17 protein-coding genes are annotated in these 24,838 nt (G+C 45.7%); 11 read left to right on the forward strand and 6 right to left on the reverse strand.

Annotated features, from left to right (window positions below):
- The first annotated feature begins 232 nt into the window (after positions 1 to 232).
- Positions 233 to 1,246: an adenosine deaminase gene (locus F0232_RS23150; RefSeq protein ID WP_171751023.1), complete on the forward strand. Its 1,014-nt coding sequence runs from the start codon at positions 233 to 235 to the stop codon at positions 1,244 to 1,246.
- Positions 1,247 to 1,315: 69 nt separating this feature from the next.
- On the opposite strand, the gene F0232_RS23155 is transcribed toward F0232_RS23150, so the two are convergent.
- A complete protein-coding gene (locus F0232_RS23155; protein ID WP_171751024.1) occupies positions 1,316 to 2,500 on the reverse strand; it encodes an NnrS family protein in 1,185 nt (394 codons plus the stop codon).
- Positions 2,501 to 2,789: 289 nt separating this feature from the next.
- Between F0232_RS23155 and F0232_RS23160 the strand changes: the two genes are divergently transcribed.
- On the forward strand, positions 2,790 to 3,344 hold the full coding sequence (locus F0232_RS23160) for a gamma-glutamylcyclotransferase family protein (RefSeq protein WP_128159607.1): 555 nt from the start codon (positions 2,790 to 2,792) through the stop codon (positions 3,342 to 3,344).
- 137 nt (positions 3,345 to 3,481) lie between these two features.
- Here F0232_RS23160 and F0232_RS23165 read toward each other — a convergent pair whose 3' ends face one another.
- The gene (locus F0232_RS23165) at positions 3,482 to 3,814 is read right to left on the reverse strand and encodes a tRNA-binding protein (protein WP_008218676.1); all 333 of its coding nucleotides are present in this window, start codon (positions 3,812 to 3,814) and stop codon (positions 3,482 to 3,484) included.
- A 197-nt stretch (positions 3,815 to 4,011) separates the two neighbouring features.
- On the opposite strand from F0232_RS23165, the gene F0232_RS23170 reads away from it, so the two are divergent.
- Positions 4,012 to 5,010, forward strand: coding sequence for a substrate-binding domain-containing protein (locus F0232_RS23170; protein WP_171751025.1), 999 nt, complete (start codon positions 4,012 to 4,014; stop codon positions 5,008 to 5,010).
- A gap of 227 nt (positions 5,011 to 5,237) precedes the next feature.
- Here the strand turns inward: F0232_RS23170 and galM are convergent, their stop codons facing one another.
- From galM to galE, 4 genes are all read right to left on the reverse strand, one after another.
- Entirely contained in the window at positions 5,238 to 6,317 is a 1,080-nt protein-coding gene (gene galM, locus F0232_RS23175) for a galactose-1-epimerase (RefSeq protein WP_171751026.1), read from the reverse strand.
- A gap of 105 nt (positions 6,318 to 6,422) precedes the next feature.
- Entirely contained in the window at positions 6,423 to 7,583 is a 1,161-nt protein-coding gene (galK, locus tag F0232_RS23180; protein WP_171751027.1) for a galactokinase, read from the reverse strand.
- A 235-nt stretch (positions 7,584 to 7,818) separates the two neighbouring features.
- Positions 7,819 to 8,871 carry a UDP-glucose--hexose-1-phosphate uridylyltransferase gene (locus F0232_RS23185; RefSeq protein WP_171751028.1) on the reverse strand — a complete coding sequence of 351 codons (1,053 nt, stop codon included), beginning with the start codon at positions 8,869 to 8,871 and terminating at the stop codon, positions 7,819 to 7,821.
- Between the two features lie 412 nt (positions 8,872 to 9,283).
- Positions 9,284 to 10,294, reverse strand: a complete 1,011-nt coding sequence (gene galE, locus F0232_RS23190) for a UDP-glucose 4-epimerase GalE (RefSeq protein WP_171751029.1) — start codon at positions 10,292 to 10,294, stop codon at positions 9,284 to 9,286.
- 394 nt (positions 10,295 to 10,688) lie between these two features.
- Here galE and ebgR point away from each other — a divergent pair, with 394 nt between their 5' ends.
- The 8 genes from ebgR (at position 10,689) to F0232_RS23230 (ending at position 24,694) form a co-directional block, all read left to right on the forward strand.
- Positions 10,689 to 11,672 (forward strand): transcriptional regulator EbgR, encoded by a 984-nt coding sequence (ebgR, locus tag F0232_RS23195; protein ID WP_171751030.1) that lies wholly within the window; start codon positions 10,689 to 10,691, stop codon positions 11,670 to 11,672.
- 322 nt (positions 11,673 to 11,994) lie between these two features.
- Positions 11,995 to 15,102: a beta-galactosidase subunit alpha gene (gene ebgA / locus F0232_RS23200; protein WP_171751031.1), complete on the forward strand. Its 3,108-nt coding sequence runs from the start codon at positions 11,995 to 11,997 to the stop codon at positions 15,100 to 15,102.
- Positions 15,103 to 15,105: 3 nt separating this feature from the next.
- Positions 15,106 to 15,558 (forward strand): beta-galactosidase subunit beta, encoded by a 453-nt coding sequence (locus F0232_RS23205; protein ID WP_128159590.1) that lies wholly within the window; start codon positions 15,106 to 15,108, stop codon positions 15,556 to 15,558.
- Between the two features lie 140 nt (positions 15,559 to 15,698).
- Complete coding sequence (locus F0232_RS23210; RefSeq protein WP_128159588.1) at positions 15,699 to 17,123, forward strand: amino acid permease; 1,425 nt, start codon at positions 15,699 to 15,701, stop codon at positions 17,121 to 17,123.
- Between the two features lie 576 nt (positions 17,124 to 17,699).
- The gene (locus F0232_RS23215; protein WP_105057529.1) at positions 17,700 to 19,133 is read left to right on the forward strand and encodes an amino acid permease; all 1,434 of its coding nucleotides are present in this window, start codon (positions 17,700 to 17,702) and stop codon (positions 19,131 to 19,133) included.
- A gap of 371 nt (positions 19,134 to 19,504) precedes the next feature.
- Complete coding sequence (ygjJ, locus tag F0232_RS23220; RefSeq protein ID WP_171751032.1) at positions 19,505 to 20,569, forward strand: protein YgjJ; 1,065 nt, start codon at positions 19,505 to 19,507, stop codon at positions 20,567 to 20,569.
- Between the two features lie 15 nt (positions 20,570 to 20,584).
- Positions 20,585 to 22,960 carry an alpha-glucosidase gene (gene ygjK / locus F0232_RS23225; RefSeq protein ID WP_171751033.1) on the forward strand — a complete coding sequence of 792 codons (2,376 nt, stop codon included), beginning with the start codon at positions 20,585 to 20,587 and terminating at the stop codon, positions 22,958 to 22,960.
- Between the two features lie 393 nt (positions 22,961 to 23,353).
- Positions 23,354 to 24,694, forward strand: coding sequence for an MATE family efflux transporter (locus tag F0232_RS23230; protein ID WP_171751034.1), 1,341 nt, complete (start codon positions 23,354 to 23,356; stop codon positions 24,692 to 24,694).
- Positions 24,695 to 24,838: the final 144 nt, after the last annotated feature.

Below are 24,838 nucleotides of genomic sequence, written 5' to 3' on the forward strand. Positions count from 1 at the left end.
TATTGCTGCAAATATTTGCAGCGGATCACACTCTAGTGCTGCAAATCGTTTGCGGCTCATTTTTAAGCACTCAACAGCCTCTAATCCCTAACAATTTCAGCCTCATTTCATCGACAACCATGAAATGAACTATGCTCAAACAGAGATAAATGAGTCGCCTAACCCGTTAGCTTGGTAGGCGTTAATTATCTCCCCCTACTCCGCCCATAATTAAAATAGCTAAGGAGTTGCTATGGATAGCTTCATCAAAAATTTACCGAAGGTTGAGCTGCACTTACACATTGAGGGCACACTGGAGCCCGAACTGATGTTCGAACTGGCCAAGCGCAATAACGTATCGATTCCCTTTGAGAACCCAGAGCAAGTGCGAGATGCCTATCAATTCCATAACCTACAGTCTTTTCTCGACATCTATTATCAAGGCGCCAATGTACTGATTCATGAACAAGACTTTTACGATCTCACTTGGGCCTACCTATTAAAATGCCAACAAGACAATGTGGTTCACACTGAGATTTTCTTTGACCCGCAAACCCACACTGAGCGTGGTATCGCCTTCGACACTATTATCACTGGCATCACTCGAGCACTCGACCAAGCAACTCATGAACTTGGGATAAGCAGCCAACTGATCATGTGCTTTCTGCGTCACCTCGATGAAGGTAGCGCATTCGAGACACTCAAACAGGCTCTGCCGTACAAAGATAAAATCATTGCGGTTGGTTTAGATTCATCGGAGCAAGGTAACCCACCCGAAAAGTTTAAACATGTATTCCAAGAAGCGCTCAACCAAGGCTTTCTGACTGTCGCACACGCCGGGGAGGAAGGCCCTGCGCAAAACATTATTGATGCATTGAGCATGTTAGGTATTACCCGAATTGATCATGGCGTTCGCTGTATCGACAATACAGAACTCGTAGAAAAGTTAGCAGCAAAACGTATTCCACTGACGGTTTGTCCGCTATCGAATACCAAACTAAAAGTCTTCGATACTATGGAGCAGCACAACATTGTCGAACTACTGAGAAAAGGGCTTTGTGTCACCATCAATTCCGATGACCCGGCTTACTTTGGTGGCTACATGAATGACAATTTCCTCGCGGTTGCCAATGCCCACCCAGTCACCCATCAAGAGTTAGCACAATTCAGTATTAATGCCGTGGAAGCGAGTTTCATCTCCCCTCACGCCAAAGAGGACCTGATTACTCAGATACGTCAATACTTGATAGCACACTCAATAAGTTGATAAACGTCTATTTCAATCAAAAAGGGAAGCTCAATGCTTCCCTTTTATAATCAAGATACTGAAATCAATTTACCCTGGATGACCATCCACTCTTGGTGTAAGTAACATCATTCCGAATTTCCAGATAAACAGACCAAACGCCAGCGTCCATAAGCCTGCACTGATGTTCACCATCTCAAACAAGTAACCCGGGAGAAAGGTGACACCTAAGCTACGTACCAGCGCTGCCACAAAAATTGCAGAGAATGCGAGCGCCATGCTTGGTCCTTTATAGATAGCACGGCCAGTGTGTCCCATGGTCACACGGCTGATCATCGCTAAGATAAGCCCGCTCAAACCACCAATCGCAAACAAGTGCAGCATGTTGTGACTAGCAAATGGATTATCTAACAAGCCTCGTAACAACAAGCTTAGCGGAATACACACATATGCAGCGTGCAGCGACCACACCAAAGGTTCAGACAGAGTTGTCCAAGGTTTCCAACGAATGAAGCGTACCAATTGAGCAACACCAGCAAAAACCATTAATCCGCTGCCTACTTGAGCAAAGGCTAAAGGGAAGAAGCTCAAGATAAACAACCCCACCAGAGGTAGATTCGCTAACCATTCCAGCCACACCAATGGCTGCGCTTTTTCGAAGTTAAAGCGACGAGCGGTAAAGAATGGGATGACTCGCCCACCCATCACCGATAGCAGTAAAGTAAACCACCACAGCATGGCTTGCCATACCGCTGACGAAGGAAACGGCGGCATACCCTTAATGGTCGCGTAACTCGCAAAGTTCGCCACGATCGCCAGTACAAACAGTGGGACGAAGAATAGATTTTTCCACCCTTTCGATTGCACCACTCGAAAGCCAATCTCGTAAGCAGCAAAAGCCAAAAATAGCGCTTCAATCGACGAAATTAGCCATAGCGGTGCCGGTGTCCAAAACAGAATTCGAGGTGCGAGCCATAAACCAACCAGCGCGGCTAATCGATAATGCTTGGTGCCATTGACACCAGTCCAAGTTTGTACGGCCGTCAGCACAAAGCCAACAACAATCGCCATCGAAAACCCAAATAGCATCTCATGCACGTGCCACCATAACGCAGGCACTTTTAAAATTTCAGGCTGGCCGTTTTGGAACATGATGACCCAAGCCACAATCGCAATTACGGCATAAACACTGCCTAGAAAGAAGAAAGGTCGAAAGCCTAAACGCAAGTAGGCTGGAATCGCGTCTTCTACACTTTTATCTGTGATATTTAACAAACTCGCTCCTAATTCTCAGATAAGTGGCCAAGGTATTACCTAAACCTAAATTTGGTGTGCATCAAGCTTGATGCAATATGCAGATCACATTGCATGAAACGCGCCAATTAGATAAAGCCAGTAAAAACAAACACTCACAAGATTCATTGACCAATAAAAAAGTCAAAACCACACAACCAAAAGAGTCATAAAGACATATAAAGGTGTAAATAGAAACTTACTGACTTTTATGATTGCGCCACATATAGTAAGACTAGGCTTAAATGGCAGAACTCAGACAAGGAACGCGATGTATATTTTTGGTTATGGCAGCTTGATCAACTCTTCTTCTCGTCAACTTACCGGTCAAACGGGTCAAGCAATCCCAGCAATTGTTCATGGCTTAGTGCGCCATTGGAGTAAGATCGACGACAGTTACGTGTTATCCCCTTTGATCGTCAATCTTGGAGAAGGGCAAGTGAATGGTGTTTTACTTGAAGTCGACGAGATAGCGCTTGCTGAGTTTGATCGTCGTGAACGTGGCTATCACCGAATCGAATTAAAAGCCGATCAGATAGAGAGCCAAACCGAATTCAAAGAAGATCAATCTATTTGGGTTTATGTGAAAGACGAAATCGAGGCGCCTTGTGAAAACAGTCCTATCGTTCAGACCTATGTCGATACCGTCATGGCTGGATGTTTAGAGGTGTCTGAAAGCTTTGCGGCGCACTTTGTCAAACACACACAAGGTTGGCACCACCCATTAGAAAATGACCGCCACCAGCCTAAATATGGCAACCTAGCGGGAGTGTCTGAGCACCACCACAGCGTGATTGATGGTTTGATATTAAGTGCGCGCGGCTAACCTTTGAAGACTTAGGTGATGCTGAAGCTGCAATAATTTGGAGCTTTGGTCGCTTTGAATCTTGGGGCTTGGGGCTTGGAATGCATAAAAGGTCGATGAGCCTATAAAGAGCAGACTCACCGACTCAGATAGACAACTTAAACTACTCGAATACCCGCTGGCATCGCGCGTTCTGGTGTCAGCAATACACTTTCAGATTCGTCATCGGTTTCCGCACATAGCAGCATGCATTCAGAAGTGTGGCCTCTCATTTTGGCTTTCGCTAAGTTACATAGCACCACGACCTGCTTACCCATAAGCTCCTCTTCTGTGTAGTAAGGCACTAGGCTAGTTACTGTTTGTAGCGTCTTTTCACCCACATCGACTTGCACGATGTAAAGCTTGTCCGCATTTTCATGACGTACAACTTCGATGATCTTACCCACACGCATTTCTAACTTAGCAAAGTCACCATAAGAGATAGTATCCATTTCTCACTTCCTATATTGATTGATTTTTTACCCATCGAACATTTACTAAAATTAAGTAAAATGTAAATGTTTACACTAGCACTAAGTCCAATAATTACAAGCGGTAAAGATCTCAATAATAGAAGTAAAACAAGAGTTTCATTGCCTTGCTCTCATTGTCGGTGTTAAATAAGCACAGCAATCAAATGAGGTTAAAAATGGCGACAATCAAAGATGTAGCAAAGGAAGCTGGTGTTTCTGTTGCAACCGTATCTCGAGTGATCAACAAATCCCCTAAGGCGAGTGCTAGCTCTATTGAGTCAGTAACTAAAGCGATGTCTAAGCTTGGCTACCGTCCCAATGCCAATGCTCGCGCCCTAGTAAGCCAAAGCACAAATACCATTGGTGTACTCGTGGGTGATATTTCCGATCCTTTCTTTGGCACACTAGTAAAGTCGGTCGACAACGTTGCAAGAGAAAACGGTAAACACATCTTAGTGGGCAACGGCTCTCATGATCGTGACGAAGAGAAGCAAGCCATTGAACTGCTGATCAATAACCGCTGCGATTCACTTGTGATTCACTCAAAAGGTCTAACCGATGAAGAGCTGATCGGCTACGCCAAAGAAGTGAAAGGCTTAGTGTTGATCAACCGCTATATCGAAGAGATTGCCGAACGTTGTATCTTCCTTGATAACAAGAAAGGCGCATTTCTCGCGACTGAATATTTGATTCGCCATGGCCATAAAAACATTGCCTGTATCGCCTCTTCTTCAAGCATTGAAGATGCAAATGAACGTGTTGAGGGTTACCAAGCCGCTCTGAAAGAGTACGGCATTGAGCTATCTGAAAGTTATATTGAACACGCTCAGCCAACCAGTGATGGCGGCGAGTATGCGATGACCAATCTGCTGACTAAATCCCTACCGATCACCGGTATTGTGGCCTACAACGACTACATGGCCGCTGGGGCTTTATCTGTGCTCGACGAGAACGGCATTCAAGCACCGGATAACATGTCGATCATCGGCTTTGATGATGGCTTAATTGCCCGCTATGTTCACCCGAAACTGACGACCATTCGTTACCCTATTCAAATGATGGCTGAGAAGGCAACACGACTCGCCTTGAGCTTAGCAAAAGAAGAAACAACTTCGGCAGAGCCTATGATGTTCTCTCCTACTCTGGTTCGCCGTAACTCGGTAGAAAAAGCCTGACCGAACGTTTAACAAAACGTACTCAGAAACAAAAAAAAGCCCTAACAGAATCACTTCTGCTAGGGCTTTCTTACCTTACTCAAGTACCCAACACTCATTTACTATTTAGACAAAATGATTGCTAGGTGCCGCTTTGGTTCATCTCCCCCAGAGGCACATGACAAATCACATATCTCTATTCATCAATAAACAAAAGCAATGGCATCACCGCTTTGAGCTAGAGCGTACTAGTTTGAAGAATCCCCCGAAAATTCAAACTGGTAACAGGTACGGTAGCGGTATTCTTGTTCAGGCTGGAGAATACAACTGTCCTGCTTCCACTCTGGGTGGTTAGGAGAGTCAGGTAAGAACTGGGTTTCTAATGCCAACCCTGCGTAATCTTCATAGCTACCACCACTGCGGTTTGGTGTACCACCAAGCCAGTTTCCGGTGTATAGCTGCATTGCAGGTTTGGTTGAAAATACTTTTAAAGTAACGAGTGCATCTGGCGAAGTCACGGTCGCGGCACATTGAGTTCCCTTGCAACCGTCAGCCAATAAGAAGGAGTGGTCGTAACCCTTGGCGGCTTTCTGCTGCTCATCCCCCAATAGACGCTCTGAGATCATCATAGGCTGATTGAAATCGAAGCTGGTTGATTTCACCGACTTTAGGTTACCTAATGGAATGCCTACCGAGTTAGTCGGCAAGAACTGAGGCGCGTTGATACTCACAATATGTGACAAGCAGTCGTGCCCAGCTTCCGCACCAAGTAGGTTGAAGTAAGCATGGTTGGTCAGATTTACTGGCGTTGCTTTATCTGTAGTTGCTTTGTATTCAATAGAAACTCGATTGTCTTCGGTGAGCTCATATCGAACCGACACGTTCAACTTCCCCGGAAAGCCTTGGTCGCCGTCAGCTGACACTAAGTTAAATACAACCGATGCTTCAGTCTGCTCTGTAATACTCCAACGACGTTTATCAAAGCCATTCGGACCACCATGTAAGGTGTTGCCCGCTTGGTTTGTTTCCAGCTTATAAGTCTTGCCATCAATCTTGAAACGACCATTAGCAATGCGGTTAGCATAACGACCAACTGTCGCCCCCAAATAGCTGGCTTGCTTGTCGAAATTCTCCATTGAGTTCACACTCAATAGCACTTCTCGTCTGTTTCCTTTTACTGGCAAAATACAGCTCAACCATGTGGCACCAATATCCATGAATGTCACTTCCATGCCATGTATATTCGACAGTGTGACAAGCTGAGCGGGCTGGCCATCATAGGCTTGCGTTGCTGTCATGGATTGATGCAGGCTCTGCGCTTGTGTCATTCTAAATTCCTTGTGCTGCCAGTAATAAAGCCCTTACCTTAAGGCAAAGGCATTAGTATTTGGCCTACCATGATCTTTTTGCATAATAAGCCTTTTATCTGTCGGTTAGATTACTTCAACTAGACCAGCGCCGTCTTTCGCTTGGCACACATAAATCGATTCTTTTAGTCCGGTCTCTGCTTGATATTTTTGCTCTACTGTTGCTTTGATTTCATCGACTAAAGCAGGTGGAACCAACGCCACAATACAGCCACCGAAACCGCCGCCCGTCATACGTACGCCACCTTGATCGCCAATCACTTCTTTGACCATCTCAACCAACACGTCGATCTCTTTGACTGTGATTTCAAAGTCATCACGCATTGACGCATGTGACTCAGCCATGAGCTCACCCATACGTTTCATATCGTGAGTGCGCAGAGCTTGAGCCGCTTCCACCGTGCGGTCATTCTCGGTAATCACATGGCGAGCACGCTTAGCAACCATCTCGTCCAATTGAGACTCTTTCGCTTTAAACTGCTCAATCGTTACATCACGCAAAGCTGGAACACCAAACAGACGAGCGGCTTCTTCACATTGCTCACGGCGTGTGTTGTATTCGCTATCGACCAAGCCACGCTTCTTGTTTGAGTTGATGATCACAACCGCCATGTCTTCTGGCATTGAAACTGCTTGAGTTTCTAGACTACGGCAATCCAAAAGCATCGCGTGATTCGCTTGCCCTTCCGCCGAGATCATTTGGTCCATGATGCCGCAGTTACAGCCAACAAATTCGTTCTCAGCTTGTTGGCCGTTTAGTGCGATTTCTGCTTGTGAGATCTCTAGGTTGTAAAGCACCTTGAACGTTTGACCAATCACCACTTCTAGTGCCGCCGATGAACTCAAACCAGCACCTTGAGGTACGTTACCTGATACTGAAATATCCGCACCTTTGAATTGGTAACCGCGAGCCAGTAAACACTTAACTACGCCACGAATGTAGTTCGCCCACATCTTGTCTTGTTGGAAGGTAATATCTTGCGTGATATCGAATTCGTCTACCGCATTATCGTAATCAACAGACACAACTCGTACCATGTTGTCGTCACGCTTTGCTGCTGCAACAACGGTTTGGTAGTTAATGGCACACGGTAGGACAAAACCATCATTGTAGTCAGTATGCTCACCAATTAAGTTCACACGACCTGGCGCTTGAACAATGTGAGTCGCTTGGTAACCAAGGACTTGCTCAAAAGATGTTTTCACGTTTTGGATTAGATCAGACATAAGTAAACTCTCTGGTTAAACTCTTTGTTCAATTGTGGCCCCTTCACGGCACCACTTTAATTCTTTTAGATTCCCTATCTCGTTCGTCTCTCACGGTAGGGAATGACAACATCGGCTGCTAAGCTTCTAAACTCGAAGACCCAAAGCTCGTACTTCTGGGCTTCTCATCTGCCGTCATTCCAGAATCGAGGGACGAGATATCAGGAATCTCATTTGTTACCTAAGAAGCTGCGTATTACTGCTCTTTGTAGTGAACGTCACTCAAATCACGAAGACGTTGCGCCGCTTGCTCCGCCGTAAGGTCACGTTGCGATTCTGCTAGCATTTCATAGCCCACCATGAACTTACGAACCGATGCACTGCGCAGTAGTGGCGGGTAGAACAGAGCGTGCAGTTGCCAATGGTCAATATCGGTTCCCTCTTCAAAGAACGGTGCGTAGTGCCAACCCATCGAGTATGGGAATGAGCATTGGAACAAGTTATCGTAGCGACTGGTTAGCTTCTTAATCGCGACCGCTAAATCATCACGCTGCTCGTCAGTTAATTCGCTCATGCGGCGAATATGCGTTTTAGGTAGCAACATGGCTTCAAACGGCCATGCTGCCCAATAAGGAACAACAGCAATCCAGTGCTCGGTTTCAACCACTGTGCGAGTGCCGTCTTTCATTTCAGCTTCAACATAGTCTACTAATAGGTTTGAACCTTGTTGTTCGAAGTACTCTTTTAACAGTTTCTCTTTACGCTCAATCTCATTTGGCAAAAAACTGTTCGCCCAAATCTGGCCGTGTGGGTGAGGCTGCGAACAACCCATGGTCTCGCCTTTGTTTTCAAACGCTTGAACCCATAGGTAATCTTTTCCTAGCTCTTCAATCTGCTCATTCCAGGTATCAATCACACCACGAATTTTGTTCACCGGTAGTTCCGGCAGTGTTTTGCTGTGGTCTGGCGAGAAGCAGATAACGCGGCTCAGCCCTCGAACACCTTGAGTCTTAAATAGAGGATTGTCAGACTCTGGAGCGTCAGGCGAATCAGGCATCAACGCCGCGAAATCGTTACTGAACACGTAAGTTCCGTCGTAGTCTGGGTTTTCATCACCCGAGATACGCGTGTTGGTTGGACAAAGGAAGCACTCTTTGTCGTACGCTGGCAGTTGCTCAGTGGATGGCTTTTCATCTTGGCCACTCCACGGGCGTTTCGCACGATGCGGCGAGACTAAGATCCACTGACCCGTTAGTGGGTTATAACGACGGTGTGGGTGGTCTACTGGGTTAAATTCAACTTTTGACATACTTACATTGCTCTTAAATTGTGTGCCCTAGTCAATTCACTAAGGCTAATAATTCTTCTACAAGGAGATTCCCTGTCACGCTCGTTCCTCGCTGTAGGGAATGACGTTTGAGTTCATCACTTAAAACTCAGTATCTAAACCTCTATGTTTAGACGTTTTTCCAGAGCTCTATAGTTCGGTGCATCAGCTAATAGCCTATAGCGCTCAATAACCTTTAACTCATCCGTCATTCCAGAATCGAGGGACGAGATATCTGGAATCTCTCTTTTCTAATCTCTTACCTCTGCATTCCCCAATGAAATTGGAGTTGCAGCTAGGCAGCAAGCTTTCCAATATCCATGAGCATAGATCTTCTATGTGATTGGAATTGGTGAGCGCAGCTAACAACGCTGCAGCTTTTAATTGCATCAAGTTAGTAACCATTAGGGTTATTCGACTGCCATTTCCACGTATCCGCCGTCATCTCCATCACGCTGCGTGTCGCCTTCCAGCCAAGTTCACGCTCCGCCTTTTCCGTGCTTGCCCAACATTCGGCAATATCACCAGCACGGCGTGGGCATAACTCATAAGGAACAGGTTTACCTGATGCTTCAGCAAAAGCTTGCAGCATTTCTAGAACACTCGATCCCTTACCTGTCCCTAGGTTGTAAATGTGCAAACCTGCCTTTTCGCCGACCGCTTTTAGTGCTGCGACATGGCCATCGGCCAAATCCATCACGTGGATATAGTCACGAACGCCTGTTCCATCCGGTGTTGGGTAATCGTTTCCAAAAATAGAAAGCTTCTCTCTACGACCGACTGCAACCTGCGCAATGAATGGCATTAAATTGTTTGGAATACCTTGTGGATCTTCGCCCATAGTGCCTGACGGGTGCGCGCCAACCGGGTTGAAATAGCGCAGTAACGTTACGCTCCAGTCATTCTCAGCGTTGAATAAATCACTCAAACACTCTTCAACCATGTACTTACTTCGGCCATAAGGGTTAGTCGTTGCACCTGTCGGAGAGCTTTCCGTGATTGGTACAATCTCAGGGTCACCGTACACAGTCGCTGAAGAACTAAACACGATACTTTTCACGCCCGCTTTTTTCATACAGCGAGCAAGAACCAATGAGCCATTAACGTTGTTATCGTAGTATTCCAAAGGCTTAGCGACCGATTCACCCACCGCTTTTAGGCCTGCAAAATGAATCACAGCTTGGATATCATGCTTGGCAAACACGCCATCTAAAAACGACTCATCACGGATATCACCTAAGTAAAATGTTGGTGTTTGACCGGTTAGCGCATTGATTCGCTCCAGTACTAGCTCTTTGCTATTGCAAAGGTTGTCTACAATGATTGGATCCATACCTGCCTGCATCATTTGGATGCATGTATGGCTCCCGATGTAACCCATACCGCCTGTAACCAGTACTTTCACAATCAACCTCTCTTCGCTGTCATTCACGATTTAATCTGCCCCAATACGTTGCGTATTGGCTCGTTGTTGCGGAAATAGTAGCAGCCAATTTGGCAATATTTCTGTGATCAGAACCACGAAGTGTAAACGTTTACACAAAGTTGCACGCTGCACATCGATTAAGTTATAGAAAAAACAAATCGATATACCCTTCTAATCCATTGAATTTAAATGAGATATTTATAGATAGTTAGATTTGAGACATCACAGAGGAGTTGAGCATTTATTTTACTAAAAGTTAATGCAATGACTTTCAGTTTGATTACAATAGGTCTGTACAATAAAGAGGTGCATTGCTTTTTTTACTAAAGACAAATTTCAAAGCAGCGCAATGTTCCAAGAACAGGAAGTGAGTATGGCAACGTTAAAAGATATCGCGACTGAAGCTAATGTTTCATTAGCTACCGTTTCTCGGGTTCTCAATGAAGATCCTACATTAAGCGTCAAGGAAGAGACCAAAAGGCGTATCTTTGAAATTGCAGAGAAGCTGGAGTACAAAACGAGCAGCTCACGTAAAACGGTTAGCAGCAAAAAGCAGCACCACCACTTCCTTGCACTATATAACTACAAGCAAGAAGCGGAAGTTAACGACCCTTACTACCTATCAATTCGTCACGGTATCGAGACTCAGTGCGAAAAGATGGATGTCGACCTAACCAACTGTTATGAAAGTAAAATACAGACCAACTCAAGCCAAGTTACTGGCATTTTACTCGTAGGAAGAATGACTCAAGAAGTTATCGAGCAAGCGAAAAAGCTTACGGATAACATCTGTTACGTTGACTTTACTGATCACTCAGAACCTTATGATTCTGTTGATATCGATCTCGCTCGTATCAGCAAAGAAATCACCAATTTCTTCATCAACCAAGGTTATGAACGCATTGGTTTCATCGGTGGCCAGGACGATATCAACACCTCTGATATTCGCGAGATCGCCTTCGCAGAGTACGGCGGTTTGAAGAACGTTGTTAGCGAACAAGACATCTACCGAGGCGACTTCTCTAGCTCTTCTGGCTACAAACTGGCGAAGCAGATGTTAGAAAGTGGCGACTACCCAAAAGCGATGTTTATTGCATCAGATTCAATCGCAATCGGTGTTTTACGTGCAGTCCATGAGCATGGATTAAGCATTCCTGATGATATTGCGCTCATCAGTGTAAATGACATCCCAACAGCTAAATTTACCTTCCCATCTTTATCAACAGTTCGTATTCACTCTGAACTGATGGGAATTCAAGGTGTTAACTTATTGATTGAGAAATCTCGTGACGGCAGAACCATCCCATTACGAGTGTATGTACCAAGCAAACTCAAGCTAAGAGACACAACAAAATAACCATATCTTTCAAACAGATAGCTAAGGGCCACCAATATATCGGGTGGCCTTTTTTATGCCTGCCACATCACTTTTCATTCGCCTTCTCCCTTGTAAAATCCGCACTCTAAAGCACCCAATAGTATTATTTTAAGTGGATCACACAGCACTGTAAAAAGCCCTCAAAAAACGTGATGGAGTTAAAGTAAAACGTTTTCACCAATTTCATTTAGTAAAACTTTTACTAATAATTACCTCAGTCCAAAAAATACTCGTATTCACTACGACCCAATTACGCATAAGAACGTCGGCTAGCATTCAAATAGGCCGAGAGAGAGGCAACGTGAACAACTGGGAAAACTTCCTGAACTTACATGAGAACCGTATGGCACCACGTGCTTACTTCTTCTCATACGCATCAGAAAAAACCGCTAAAACATTTCAACGTGAACTAAGCAGCCACTTCCAACTACTAAGTGGTCAATGGAATTTCAGCTACTTCACTAACCCGCTCTTGGTTCCTGAAGAGTTTTACTCTCAAGAGATGAGCGATTGGGGCCACATTACGGTGCCAAATATGTGGCAGATGGAAGGCCACGGCGATCTTCAGTACACAGATGAAGGTTTCCCATTCCCAATTGATGTACCTTTCGTACCGTCAGATAACCCGACAGGCGCATACCAACGTTCGTTCTTCCTTGGAGAAAGCTGGAACGACAAGCAAACCATCATCAAGTTTGATGGCGTAGAGACCTACTTCGAAGTTTACGTAAACGGTGACTATGTTGGTTTCAGTAAGGGCAGCCGTCTGACTGCTGAATTCGATATCTCTAGCCACGTAAAAGCGGGCAACAACCTACTTTCTATTCGTGTGATGCAGTGGGCAGACTCCACCTACATTGAAGACCAAGACATGTGGTGGACAGGTGGCATCTTCCGTGATGTTTACCTTGTTGGTAAAGAACAACTTCACGTTCAAGATCTAACGGTTCGTACTGATTTTGACGACGCTTACCAAAGCGCTACCCTTTCGTGCAACGTTGCTCTAGAAAACCTAGCAGCAGCGACTAACGCAACTCTTGAGTACGCATTGCTTGATGGCAGCCAAGTTATCTCGCAAGGCTCAGTAGATAGCTTATCTGTCCCAACTGACGGCAATGCGAACACTCAATTCTCTATCGATGTCGTGAACCCTGTTCAATGGAACGCTGAAAACCCATACCTTTACCAATTGCTGCTGACACTAAAAGACGCAGACGGAAAAGTGCTAGAAGTGATCCCACAACGCGTTGGTTTCCGTGACATCAAAGTTCGCGATGGTCTGTTCTACATCAACAACAAATACGTGATGCTGCATGGTGTAAACCGACACGACAACGACCACCTGAAAGGTCGTGCTGTGGGCATGGATCGCGTTGAGAAAGACTTGGTGTTGATGAAGCAACACAACATCAACTCAGTACGTACTGCGCACTACCCGAATGACCCACGTTTCTACGAACTGTGTGACATCTACGGCCTGTTCGTGATGGGTGAAACCGATGTCGAAACACACGGTTTTGCAAACGTTGGCGACTTAAGCCGCATCACTAACGATGCAGCATGGGAAGCGGTGTTTGTTGAACGTATCGAACGTCATATCCACGCTCAGAAGAACCACCCTTCTATCATCATGTGGTCTTTAGGTAACGAGTCAGGCTACGGCTGCAACATCCGTGCTATGTACGATGCAGCAAAAGCGATTGATGACACTCGCTTGGTTCACTATGAAGAGGACCGTGATGCTGAAGTGGTCGACATCATTTCAACCATGTACTCACGTGCTCAACTGATGAATGCCTTCGGTGAATTCCCACACGAAAAACCACGCATTATCTGTGAATACGCACACGCAATGGGTAATGGCCCAGGTGGCTTAACCGAATACCAAAACGTGTTCTACAAGCACGATGCAATTCAAGGTCACTATGTTTGGGAATGGTGTGATCATGGCATCTTAGCTCGAGATGAAGCGGGTACTGAGTTCTATAAGTACGGCGGTGACTACGGTGACTACCCGAACAACTACAACTTCTGCATGGACGGTTTGATCTACCCAGACCAAACACCAGGCCCAGGCTTAAAAGAGTACAAGCAGGTTATCGCCCCAGTGAAGATCCGCGACTTCAACTCTGAAGACGGCACCTTCACCGTTGATAACAAACTTTGGTTCTCAAACATCGATGACTACACCATCACTGCGGAAATCCGTGCTGAAGGTGAAACCATAGCTGTACAACATATCAAGATTGAAGAACTGGCAGAAAACTCGAGCCGTGAACTGACACTTAACTTGCCACAACTTGATGAGCGCGAAGTGTTTGTGAACTTTACCGTGCGCAAGGATTCTCGTACGCCTTACAGCGAAGCGAACCACGACATCGCGGTGTATCAATTCCAAGTGAAAGAGAACACAGCACAGCTAGGAGCCTTCACCAACAACAATGCAACGACACTGAATGTTGAAGAGTCTCGTCTCGCATACCTAATCAAAGGCCATAACTTCGCACTGAACTTCTCGAAAGTGAACGGCAAGCTGACGTCATGGTTAGTGAACGGTGAAGAGCTGATTAAGTCTGAGCCTAAGCTGAACTTCTTCAAGCCAATGATCGATAACCATAAGCAAGAGCACGATGGTTACTGGGAGCCTGCGCACCTACAGATCATGCAAGAGCATTTCCGCACGCTGAATGTTGAAGAGAACAACGGCAAGGTAGAGATCACAACCACCAGCATCATTGCTCCACCAGTATTCGATTTCGGTATGCGTTGTGAATATCGCTACCAAGTTAATGCTGAAGGCCAATTGAACGTTGAGCTAAGCGGCGAACGCTACGGTGATTACCCTCACGTGATTCCAGTGATTGGTTTCGATATGGGCATCAATGGCGACTTCGACCAGGTTCAATACTACGGTCGCGGCCCTGAAGAGAACTACCAAGACAGCAAGCAAGCCAACATGATTGATGTGTACCAATCAACCGTTGCAGACATGTTCGAGAACTACCCGTTCCCACAGAACAACGGCAACCGCCAACATGTTCGTTGGGCTGCGCTTTCAAGCCGCGCGGGTAATGGTATTGCAGTAAAACCACAGCAAGAAATCAACTTCAGCGCATGGTTCTACACCAACCAAAACCTGCACCAAGCACAACACACCATTGAGCTAGAGAAAAGCGGTTACATCACGTTAAACCTAGATCACCAAGTGATGGGCTTAGGCTCTAACTCTTGGGGCAGCGAAGTGCTCGATTCTTACCGCGTGTACATGGACGAGTTCCGCTACGGCTTAACTCTGATTCCATTCCAAGCAGGCGATTGCGATGCGCAGCACCTAATCAATCACAACTTTGGCGATGAGTTTTTTACGGTGAATGCACCAAAAGCTCAGCCACAACTGAACGAGGCATAAGCGATGATCGTTTTAGAGAACTTAGAACAATTTAAAGTCGTCTACCGCGATGGTCGTAAATGGCAACGCTGTGTAGAAGCGATTGAAAACATCGGCAACATCAAAGATGGCGTGATGTATTCAATTGGTGATTCACTGGCTTACATGATTGAAGACGGTGTGGCTCGTAACACAGAAAACTTCACAGGTAATCGTCGTTACTTCGACGTGCACTACTACCTAGAAGGCCGTGAAACGGTTGAATTCGCAGCGAAATCAGAGCTAGAGCAGATCCAAGCTTATAGCGATGAAACCGACCGCGAACACCTAATGGGTAACGGCGAAACTCGTGAGCTAGTTGAAGGCCAAGTTGCGATCTTTGACAACAACCAGGCTTACCGTTTCCACGGTGATAATCGAGTTCGCAAAGTGGTACTGAAAGTAACCATTGAAGACGGTTACTTCCTCAATAAATAACAACACCCTATCTATTCACAGTATGTAACGAGCCTTGCCGTTCAAGGCTCGAACATACTGAACAAAGCCTCAATGCTTTCTCCCTACAAGGAAGCGTTGAGAAATAACGACTATAATTACGTGATTCCTCGGAGGACACTATGTCTGAATCTGTACGCGGTAAGTTAGGCAAATTTGCCCTGCTTTCCATGACATTTGCAGCGGTATTTAACGTTCGCAACATCGTAAACAACAACATCGAATTGGGATTAAGTTCTGCTCCTATCTTTTTGCTTGCGACCCTTATTTACTTCATTCCGTTCGTATTCATTATTGCTGAATTCGTATCAGCAAATAAAAATTCTGAGTCAGGCATGTATGACTGGCTTAAAAAACCACTCGGTTCTAAAGCGGCTTACTTAGGCTCATTTTTATACTGGTTCGTAAACCTATTCTGGTTTGTATCTCTGCTACCAAACGTCATTGCTTACGCCTCTTATGCGATGCTAGGTTACGAATACGCCTTCTCTCCGCTAGTGACTTCGGTGATCTCGATTGTTCTGTTTGCTGCAGCAACCCACATTTCAACTAAGGGTGCGAGCTGGCTAGGCAAGATCTCTGAAATCGTGGCTTACGGTGTATTCGCACTATTCGCTATCTACGTTATCGGTGCACTAATGGCGCTAGGCGGCGACCACGTACCAGCTGAACCAATCACGCTTCAAGCAATGTCTCCGACCATTAACTGGGCAACGCTAGGCATTATGTGTTGGATCTTCCAAGCTGCTGGCGGTGCAGAAACAGCGGCGGCTTACCTAAATGATGTAAAAGGTGGCCACAAGTCTTTCATTAAAGTGATCATCGGCGCGGGTATCGCTATCGGTTCTATGTACGCTATTGGCTCACTACTGGTAAACGTGTTCGTTGCTCGTGAAGACCTAACGTACGCAGGTGGTATGGTTGAAATCTTCACTGGTATGGCGCAATTCTTCAACATATCTGAATCTATGACGGGTCGCTTCGTTGGTATCGTTCTGTTCGTTGCTATGTTTGGTTCAATGATGATGTGGACAGCAGCACCAGTTAAAATCCACTTCTCTGAAATTCCGAAAGGCGTTTACGGTGAGAAAACAACAGAGCTAAACGAACATGGTGTTCCCGTTCGTGCAGCATGGTGGCAGTTTGCGTTCGTATTCGTGATGCTTGTGGTTAACGGCTTCGGCTCTGAATCAGTACAAGACATGATGAACACAGCAATCAACCTAACAGCTGGTACCGCAATGCTACCGCCTATTTTCATCATGGTGGCGTACTTTGTGTTCCGCTTGAAGCATGACGATACACCGCGTGATTTCCGTATGGGTACTCGCACTCAAGGTATGGCTGTGGTTTCTGTTCTGATTACTATCTTCGTTGTGAGCATGACAGCGTCAGCTTTCCCAACAGGTGTAGATCTAGTTCAAGCCTTCTTCATCAACGTATTTATGACAGCGGTATTCTCTGGCATTGCATGGTGGTGGATCTCTCGCTTTGAAAAGAAGCAAGCAGGTAAAGAAGCTAAGCTAGAAACGGCTAAGCAGTCGTAACCTGAGTTAACCTTCAGCATTTATAAAAAAGCGCCCAACCGGGCGCTTTTTCCATTTAAATCAACAAATTAAAAACAAACCGACAATGATAAAAACGCCATTCCGTCAAGTGTAAACCTCTCATAAACACAGACAAACCACTAAATAAAACCACAACAAAAACCAAAGTAAAATATTAACTAAATATATTTACTCAAGGTCACATATTTGATCAATTTCGATTAACTTCCCGCCGCTTAATCTTTAATCTTCTTGCTGAAGAGACAAACTGATTCATATAAAGAAAGTGACATATAGCCCCTACAAGCTCCATAAAAACGTCGCCTATGAAACAAGTAATCTCTTTGTAGAACACATTAGTATCTGCCTCTTGATGTCGGTAATAAATTTACTGAAATCAATAAAAACCAATGCTTATGTGTCCGATCGTACATCGAATAAAAATAACAACGAGCCAACCCTGACAAAACAAAGCAGGTGTTTGCCAAACCAACATAACAATAAAAGTGCGGCCTAGATTCACCCTGTCTAGGACCAAGTTATAACGATCATCAACGTGATTCACCGGAGAACATCATGTCCGATAATAAACGCAGTACGATAGGCAAGTTTGCCCTACTGTCTATGACCTTCGCGGCGGTATATAGCTTCAATAACATCATTAATAACAACATCGAAATCGGCCTCTCCTCGGCTCCGATGTTCTTTTTAGCAACCATCTTTTATTTTGTTCCTTTCTGTCTGATTGTTGCTGAGTTCGTATCCCTGAATAAAGACTCAGAAGCGGGTGTTTATTCATGGGTTAAAAGCTCTCTAGGCGGTCGCTGGGCGTTTATTTCAGCTTACACATACTGGTTTGTTAACCTATTCTTCTTCACGTCTCTGCTGCCTAGAATCATCGCTTACGCGTCTTATGCATTCTTGGGTTTCGAGTACATCTTCACGCCAATGACCACCGCGATATTGAGTACCATTTTGTTTGCGGTCGCGACACATATCTCTAACAACGGCGCGAAACTATTAGGCCCTATTACCTCATTAACTTCGTCACTAATGTTGCTTCTAACCATGTCTTACATTTTGCTGTCAGGCGGTGCGTTAATCGGTGGTATCGAGCCAGCTGACCCTATCACCATTGAAGCAATGACCCCAAGCTTTAACTGGGCATTCCTAGGCGTGATCACTTGGATCTTCATGGCCGCTGGTGGCGCAGAGTCGGTCGCGGTTTACGTAAACGACATCAAAGGCGGTCACAAGTCTTTCGTTAAAGTGATCATCATTGCGGGTATCTTCATTGGTGCGCTGTACTCAGTGGGTTCTATCCTGGCTAACGTATTCGTATCTCGTGAAGAACTTAAGTTCACTGGTGGTTCAGTACAGGTTTTTGAAGGCTTAGCACTCTACTTTGGCTTACCTGAAATTCTTATGAATCGCTTTGTGGGCATCGTTTCTTTCACTGCAATGTTAGGCTCTCTACTGATGTGGACAGCAACACCGGTTAAGATTTTCTTCTCTGAGATCCCTAAAGGTATCTTTGGTGAGAAGACAGTCGCTCTTAACAAACAAGGCGTACCAGAGCGTGCTGCTTGGGTTCAGTTCTTTATTGTGATTCCGTTGATGTTCATCCCGACGCTTGCGTCTGACACGGTGCAAGATTTGATGAGTACCATCATCAACATGACTGCAGCAGCTTCTATGCTACCGCCACTGTTCATCATGATCGCGTACCTGCACTTGCGCCTGAAACTCGATCACCTACCACGTGATTTCCGAATGGGTTCTCGTCCTGTTGGTATCGCTGCTGTATCGATTCTTATCGGTATCTTTACCGTGGGTTTCTTCGCATCGACCTTCCCAACGGGTGCTGACATCATGACCATCATCTTCTATAACGTCGGCGGCATCGTGATCTTCTTGGGTTACGCATGGTGGAAGTACGGTCAATACGAGAAAAGCTTGTCTCCAGAAGAGAAAAAGCTAGAAGCAAAACCAGAGCCTGCGAACGCTTAAGTTAGCCCTGCGCTCTCGTTAAAGCTCTAAGGCACTCTCGTTAAAGCCCTAAGGCACTCCCCAATTTGGTGAGTGCCTTTTTATTTACCCATCCAATTCATCCATAAGATTTCAATTCACAAACCAAATACATCCATCACTAGTCATCAGCGTACAAATTCAACTAAAAATCAAATTTACGCCAAGGTAAATATTTACTAAAAACAGATCACACTTTTAGAGTGATTTAATTTTAAACATGAAAATAATCATTAATATCGGTTTTGCGATCGTAAGTGAGCTGACCGTATACGCCTTGAAGAGCACCCCATATTAGAAGTCAGAACAGCCTACGATGCTTCATTTATCAACCCGAAACAGAAGTGAATAAAATGAAACGTAGTTTTACTAAAACCACTCTTATTACAAGTTGTATTCTTGCTGCTCTAACGGCGAATGCCCACGCTAATGAAACCGCTGCTAACCACAGCGACACTCAGCCCCCTAAAACAGAATCCGAAACACTTTTTGACTTCTATGGTGAGCTTGGCCTTGGTGGTCATGTTGCCCTAGAAGGTGACGATAAAGGCCGCTACGCCGACGGCACTTACATTGAAGCTGGCTTGGCTATCGAGCATGGCAATTGGTTTGGTCTTGCTTACATGGAAGGCTGGACAGTCCAAGCCGATGACGAAGGCAATGCATGGGCTACTGGCCATGGTTGGGGCGGCTTCGAAGGTGGTTTTAACCGCTTCTACGCAGGTTACCGCACTGATGCAAAGACCGAATTTATTGTCGGTCGTATGGACTCATCTCTGGATGACGTTCAATGGTGGGGTGACCCAACGGTAGAGTACGGCTACGCGATCTCAAACACTCGTGACGTACACGTTGGTGTGAAGATCCAAAACCTAGAAGGCAAGCTGCGCTACAGCGTTTCCTTCGCTCCAGAATCTGATTTCTCTGAAGACGATGCGCTGATTCACTTTGGTAAATACGACAACTTCGCAGACCAATGGAAAGATAAAAATGCCATGGTCAACGGTTATGTCCAATACGACCTGACTGACGACCTAACGCTAATGGGCGGCGGTGAAGTTCGTAATAACGACGGTGGCGAACTTGTACTACTAGGTGCTGAATACAAGAACTTTGCTACTCGTGTTTGGCACGACACTGATAAAGGCAATCAAGAATCGTTTGGTAGCGAGTCTGGTATTCAAACCAGCGCTTGGTACGAAGCAGCACAAGGCGTTTACCTATCAGCAGCCTACAACTACGCCAACTTTGATGGCGATAACGGCGAAAAAGAGATCACTTCTTACATCAACGCAGGTGTTTGGTACGAATACGGAAACGGTGCATTTTCGACCGCTTTCGATAGCCGCTTTGGCGTAGGTAGCGACACTGAAATCGGCGATGCACAAGTGTTCGCAATGCAATACTTCTACTGGTAATAACAGGAACTCACTATGAAACTGAACAAATCATTCGCAGCTATCGCTATTGGCGCAGCACTTGTTGTTACTGGTTGCGCATCAAATACAGGCTCTGAAGAACTTCAAGCAAACCAATTTAAAAACGTTATCGACCGCACTGGCTCACCAGAATACATGCGTGACTACGACTTCGATGACCATCAACGCTTTAACCCGTTCTTCGACCTAGGTGCATGGCACGGTCACTTGTTACCAGACACAGCTGAAGGTATGGGTGGCTTCCCGGGAACAGCGCTGCTTACTGAAGAATACATTAACTTCATGGCTGATAACTTTGACCGCCTAAGCGTTTATAAAGATGGCAAAAAAGTTGAATTCACAATGGAAGCTTACAGCCTACCGGGTGCATTGATTCAGACGCTAAAGTCTGACGATGTAACGGTAGAGATGACAATGCGTTTTGCTTCTAACCGTACCTCTTTGCTAGAGACTAAAATCACCACAGACTCACCGGTTGAGTTGGTTTGGGATGGCGAACTACTAGAGAAAACACACGCGAAAGAAGGCGTCGCGCAAACTGATAAAACCATTGCTGAAACCTACCCTGAATACGACCGTCAAATCGTTGCAACTGACGATGGCTTGAAGGTGACTTTCGGTAAGGTACGTTCTACATGGGATCTGCTGACTTCAGGCGAGTCTGAGTATCAAGTTCATAAATCGATTTCAACCCAAACTACAGTTGATGGCCTAACGTTTACTTCAACAGCAAACATTGAAGAATCGACCACCATCTACACCACTTACTCGCATGTTCTAACGGCAGAAGAAGCACAAGCTGAACAGCCTGAAATCAAAAAGATCATGGCAAACCCGACTGACTTCTTAGCAGCATCAGCAGAGCGTTGGGAAGGCTATCTTGAGATGGGTTTAACCAACCCGAACGCAACACCAGAACAAGAGCGTGTTGCGGTAAAAGCGATGGAAACCCTAAACGGTAACTGGCGTGGTGCAGCCGGTGCGATGGAGTTTGACTCTGTGACTCCTTCGGTTACGGCTCGCTGGTTCTCAGGCAACCAAACATGGCCGTGGGATACATGGAAGCAAGCTTACGCGATGGCGCACTTCAACCCAGACGTAGCGAAAGACAACATCCGCGCAATGTTTGCCTACCAAATTCAAGCTGACGATCCTGTTCGCCCTTGGGATGAAGGTTACGTGCCAGATCTATTGGCTTACAACCTAAGCCCAGAACGTGGCGGCGACGGTGGTAACTGGAACGAACGTAACACCAAGCCAAGCCTAGCGGCGTGGGCGGTAATGGAAGTTTACAAGACCACCAGCGATGAAGCTTGGCTAGAAGAGATGTATCCAAAGCTAGTGGCTTACCACGACTGGTGGCTGCGTAACCGTGATAATAACGGCAATGGCGTTCCAGAATACGGAGCAGCGCGTGATAAAGCACACAACACACCAGAAGGCGAAATGTACTTCACTGTGGTTCGTGGTGACAAACACGAAACCGTCATAGGCCAAGCGGCGCTGGATAAAGTGATTGCTGAAGGTAACTATGACTACATCGAGAGCCCAGCTCAAACTGCGGCATCTTGGGAATCAGGTCGTGATGATGCGGCAGCCTTTGGTTTCATCGATAAAGACCAGCTAGACGCCTACGTTGCCAACGGCGGAAAACGCAGTGATTGGGATGTTGAATTCGCCCAAAACCGCGCGGAAGACGGCACCCTGTTAGGCTACTCACTGCTACAAGAGTCCGTTGACCAAGCAAGCTACATGTACAGCGATAACAAGTACCTAGCGGAAATGGCTGACATTCTTGGTAAAGATGCAGAAGCGAAAGAATTCCGTGAAAAGGCTGAGCACCTATCGAACTACATCAACACCTGTATGTTCGATGAAAGCACGAACTTCTACTACGACATTCGTATTGAAGATAAACCGTTAGCCAATGGCTGTGCAGGTAAACCGATTGTCGAACGTGGCAAAGGCCCTGAAGGTTGGTCACCACTATTCAATGGCGCAGCAACCCAAGCACACGCGGATGCGGTAGTCTCTGTGATGAAAGATACCTCGGAGTTCAACACCTACGTTCCATTGGGCACTGCAGCGCTATCTAGCCCTGCATTCGGCCCAGATATTTACTGGCGTGGACGCGTGTGGGTAGACCAGTTCTACTTCGGCCTTAAAGGTATGGACAGCTACGGCTACCGTGATGATGCGATTGAAATGGCAGGCGCTTTCTTCGACCACGCCGATGGCTTGGTGCAAGACGGCCCAATCCGTGAGAACTACAACCCATTGAACGGTGACCAGCAAGGTGCGCCAAACTTCTCTTGGAGTGCAGCTCACTTGTACATGCTTTACAACGATTTCTTCACTGACGCAGAGTAAATTAAAACCTAAACCTGTCTTCTGGAATTCAATGAAAAGATAACCTCATAAATTTCAGGCTTTGGCACTCAGTATCTCGCTGAGTGCCTTTTTTTTTCACTTCTCAATCAGCATGAAAAGTAAGGTATAGGAGTATTTGGCTTACCATGATCCTTTTACTCTCATTCCTGCACATTGAGCTCTTGTTGCTATTTTTCAGTGGCTAAAACCCGAACGAATCACACCATGAAACATGCGAATAAGTTTCACAACAAAGAGCCAGAGTGTGGGCAACACTGGTTTATTCAAAATATCTTTACCCTTATTCGTAATCCGGACATTAATTTGATAGTGGTTTACCCAATAACCACTAAACTATAGTCTCGCCTTCCCTTTTTTTTTGAGAAAACCTAAATGCCTAATGCTGATTCCACCCTAAACAAACGCATGGGAATCGTTGCGCTCACTTGGCCAATTTTCATCGAAGTACTGCTTCGAACCGCACTAAACACCAGTGATGTATTCATGTTATCTGGATACTCAGACAAAGCCGTGTCTGCTGTTGGTGTTATCTCTCAGATATCCTTTTTCCTAATCATCGTATCGACCATGGTCAGCAGTGGTACTGGTATTCTCATTGCCCAATACAATGGCGCCTCACGCGATACAGAAAGCGCTCAAGTTGGCGTTGCCAGTATCATATTGGCCATCATTACCGGTGTATTGCTGAGTATTTTCGCCGTGCTAGGTGCAGAGTACTTTATTCCGCTCTATCAGCTTGAAGCTCAGGTTGAACAGTACGCACAGGAGTACTTGTTCATCAGTGGCGCACTCACTTTCAACGTCACGATAGGTGTGGTACTCACCACTATCCTCCGCAGCCATGGTTACTCTAAATCTCCAATGGTCATCAACATGATTGCTGGTGTGATTAATATTTTCGGTAACTACTGCGCGCTCTACCAACCTTTTGGCTTACCGGTATACGGCGTTCAAGGGGTAGCCATTGCAACCGTGACTAGCCAAGTGATTGGCATGTTTATCTTGATTGGTGTGGTCAGAAATAAAGGCATAGACCTACCCGTAAAACAATTTAAATCGGTACCGAAATCTATCTATCAGAAGATAATGAAGATCGGCTCGATGAACGCCGGAGAAGTGCTGTCTTACAACATGGCGCAGATCACCATCATGTTCTTTGTCGTGCAAATGGGCACGGCTTCGTTGGCAGCATTCACCTATGCACAAAACATCGCTCGCCTCTCTTTTGCGTTTGCACTGGCGATTGGTCAGGGCAGCCAAATTCAAACCGGTTATTACATCGGCAAAGGTTGGATTGATGAAATAGCCAGCCGAGTACAACGTTATTTCGTGGTTGGCTTTATTGCCTCGACCACCATTACCTGCGTGATCTATCTGTTCCGTTTCGAGATATTGGATGTGTTCACACAAGACCCTGAAATTCTCGCACTGACGGCCTCTCTGATTGCTGGCTCTATTATTTTAGAAGCAGGCCGCGTGTTTAACCTGATCTTCATCTCTTGTTTGAAAGCCGCTGGTGACATCAAGTTCCCAGTGAAAATGGGCATTGTTAGCATGTGGGGCATTGGCGTCGCGATGAGCTATCTACTTGGCGTGCATTGGGGTTATGGCGTATTTGGTGCTTGGATGGCGATCGCGATGGATGAATGGTTCCGAGGCATCATCATGGCGTATCGCTGGAGAGCAAAAAAATGGACTCGTTTCTCGCTTTAAGTGATTGAAGATACGTGAATAAATTTGACTGATGCAAAAGAAAAAGGTTCATCGCGGCTTTCCGGGGAAAGCCGCTTTTATCTTCAAGAAGAAGTAGTCTGTATCTCGATACCCATATCCCATTCGCTTGATTAGCTTTATCTT

This window comes from Vibrio sp. T3Y01 (genome assembly GCF_013114525.1).
Taxonomy (GTDB): Bacteria; Pseudomonadota; Gammaproteobacteria; order Enterobacterales; family Vibrionaceae; genus Vibrio; species Vibrio chagasii_B.

What these genes read in the sequence shown, in the direction of transcription:
- F0232_RS23150 (WP_171751023.1), top strand. Translation starts at nt 233, where the DNA reads ATGGATAGCTTCATCAAAAATTTACCGAAGGTTGAGCTGCACTTACAC.
- F0232_RS23160 (WP_128159607.1), top strand. Translation starts at nt 2,790, where the DNA reads ATGTATATTTTTGGTTATGGCAGCTTGATCAACTCTTCTTCTCGTCAA.
- F0232_RS23165 (WP_008218676.1), bottom strand. Translation starts at nt 3,814, where the DNA reads ATGGATACTATCTCTTATGGTGACTTTGCTAAGTTAGAAATGCGTGTG.
- F0232_RS23170 (WP_171751025.1), top strand. Translation starts at nt 4,012, where the DNA reads ATGGCGACAATCAAAGATGTAGCAAAGGAAGCTGGTGTTTCTGTTGCA.
- galM (WP_171751026.1), bottom strand. Translation starts at nt 6,317, where the DNA reads ATGACACAAGCGCAGAGCCTGCATCAATCCATGACAGCAACGCAAGCC.
- galK (WP_171751027.1), bottom strand. Translation starts at nt 7,583, where the DNA reads ATGTCTGATCTAATCCAAAACGTGAAAACATCTTTTGAGCAAGTCCTT.
- F0232_RS23185 (WP_171751028.1), bottom strand. Translation starts at nt 8,871, where the DNA reads ATGTCAAAAGTTGAATTTAACCCAGTAGACCACCCACACCGTCGTTAT.
- ebgR (WP_171751030.1), top strand. Translation starts at nt 10,689, where the DNA reads ATGGCAACGTTAAAAGATATCGCGACTGAAGCTAATGTTTCATTAGCT.
- F0232_RS23205 (WP_128159590.1), top strand. Translation starts at nt 15,106, where the DNA reads ATGATCGTTTTAGAGAACTTAGAACAATTTAAAGTCGTCTACCGCGAT.
- F0232_RS23210 (WP_128159588.1), top strand. Translation starts at nt 15,699, where the DNA reads ATGTCTGAATCTGTACGCGGTAAGTTAGGCAAATTTGCCCTGCTTTCC.
- F0232_RS23215 (WP_105057529.1), top strand. Translation starts at nt 17,700, where the DNA reads ATGTCCGATAATAAACGCAGTACGATAGGCAAGTTTGCCCTACTGTCT.
- ygjJ (WP_171751032.1), top strand. Translation starts at nt 19,505, where the DNA reads ATGAAACGTAGTTTTACTAAAACCACTCTTATTACAAGTTGTATTCTT.
- ygjK (WP_171751033.1), top strand. Translation starts at nt 20,585, where the DNA reads ATGAAACTGAACAAATCATTCGCAGCTATCGCTATTGGCGCAGCACTT.
- F0232_RS23230 (WP_171751034.1), top strand. Translation starts at nt 23,354, where the DNA reads ATGCCTAATGCTGATTCCACCCTAAACAAACGCATGGGAATCGTTGCG.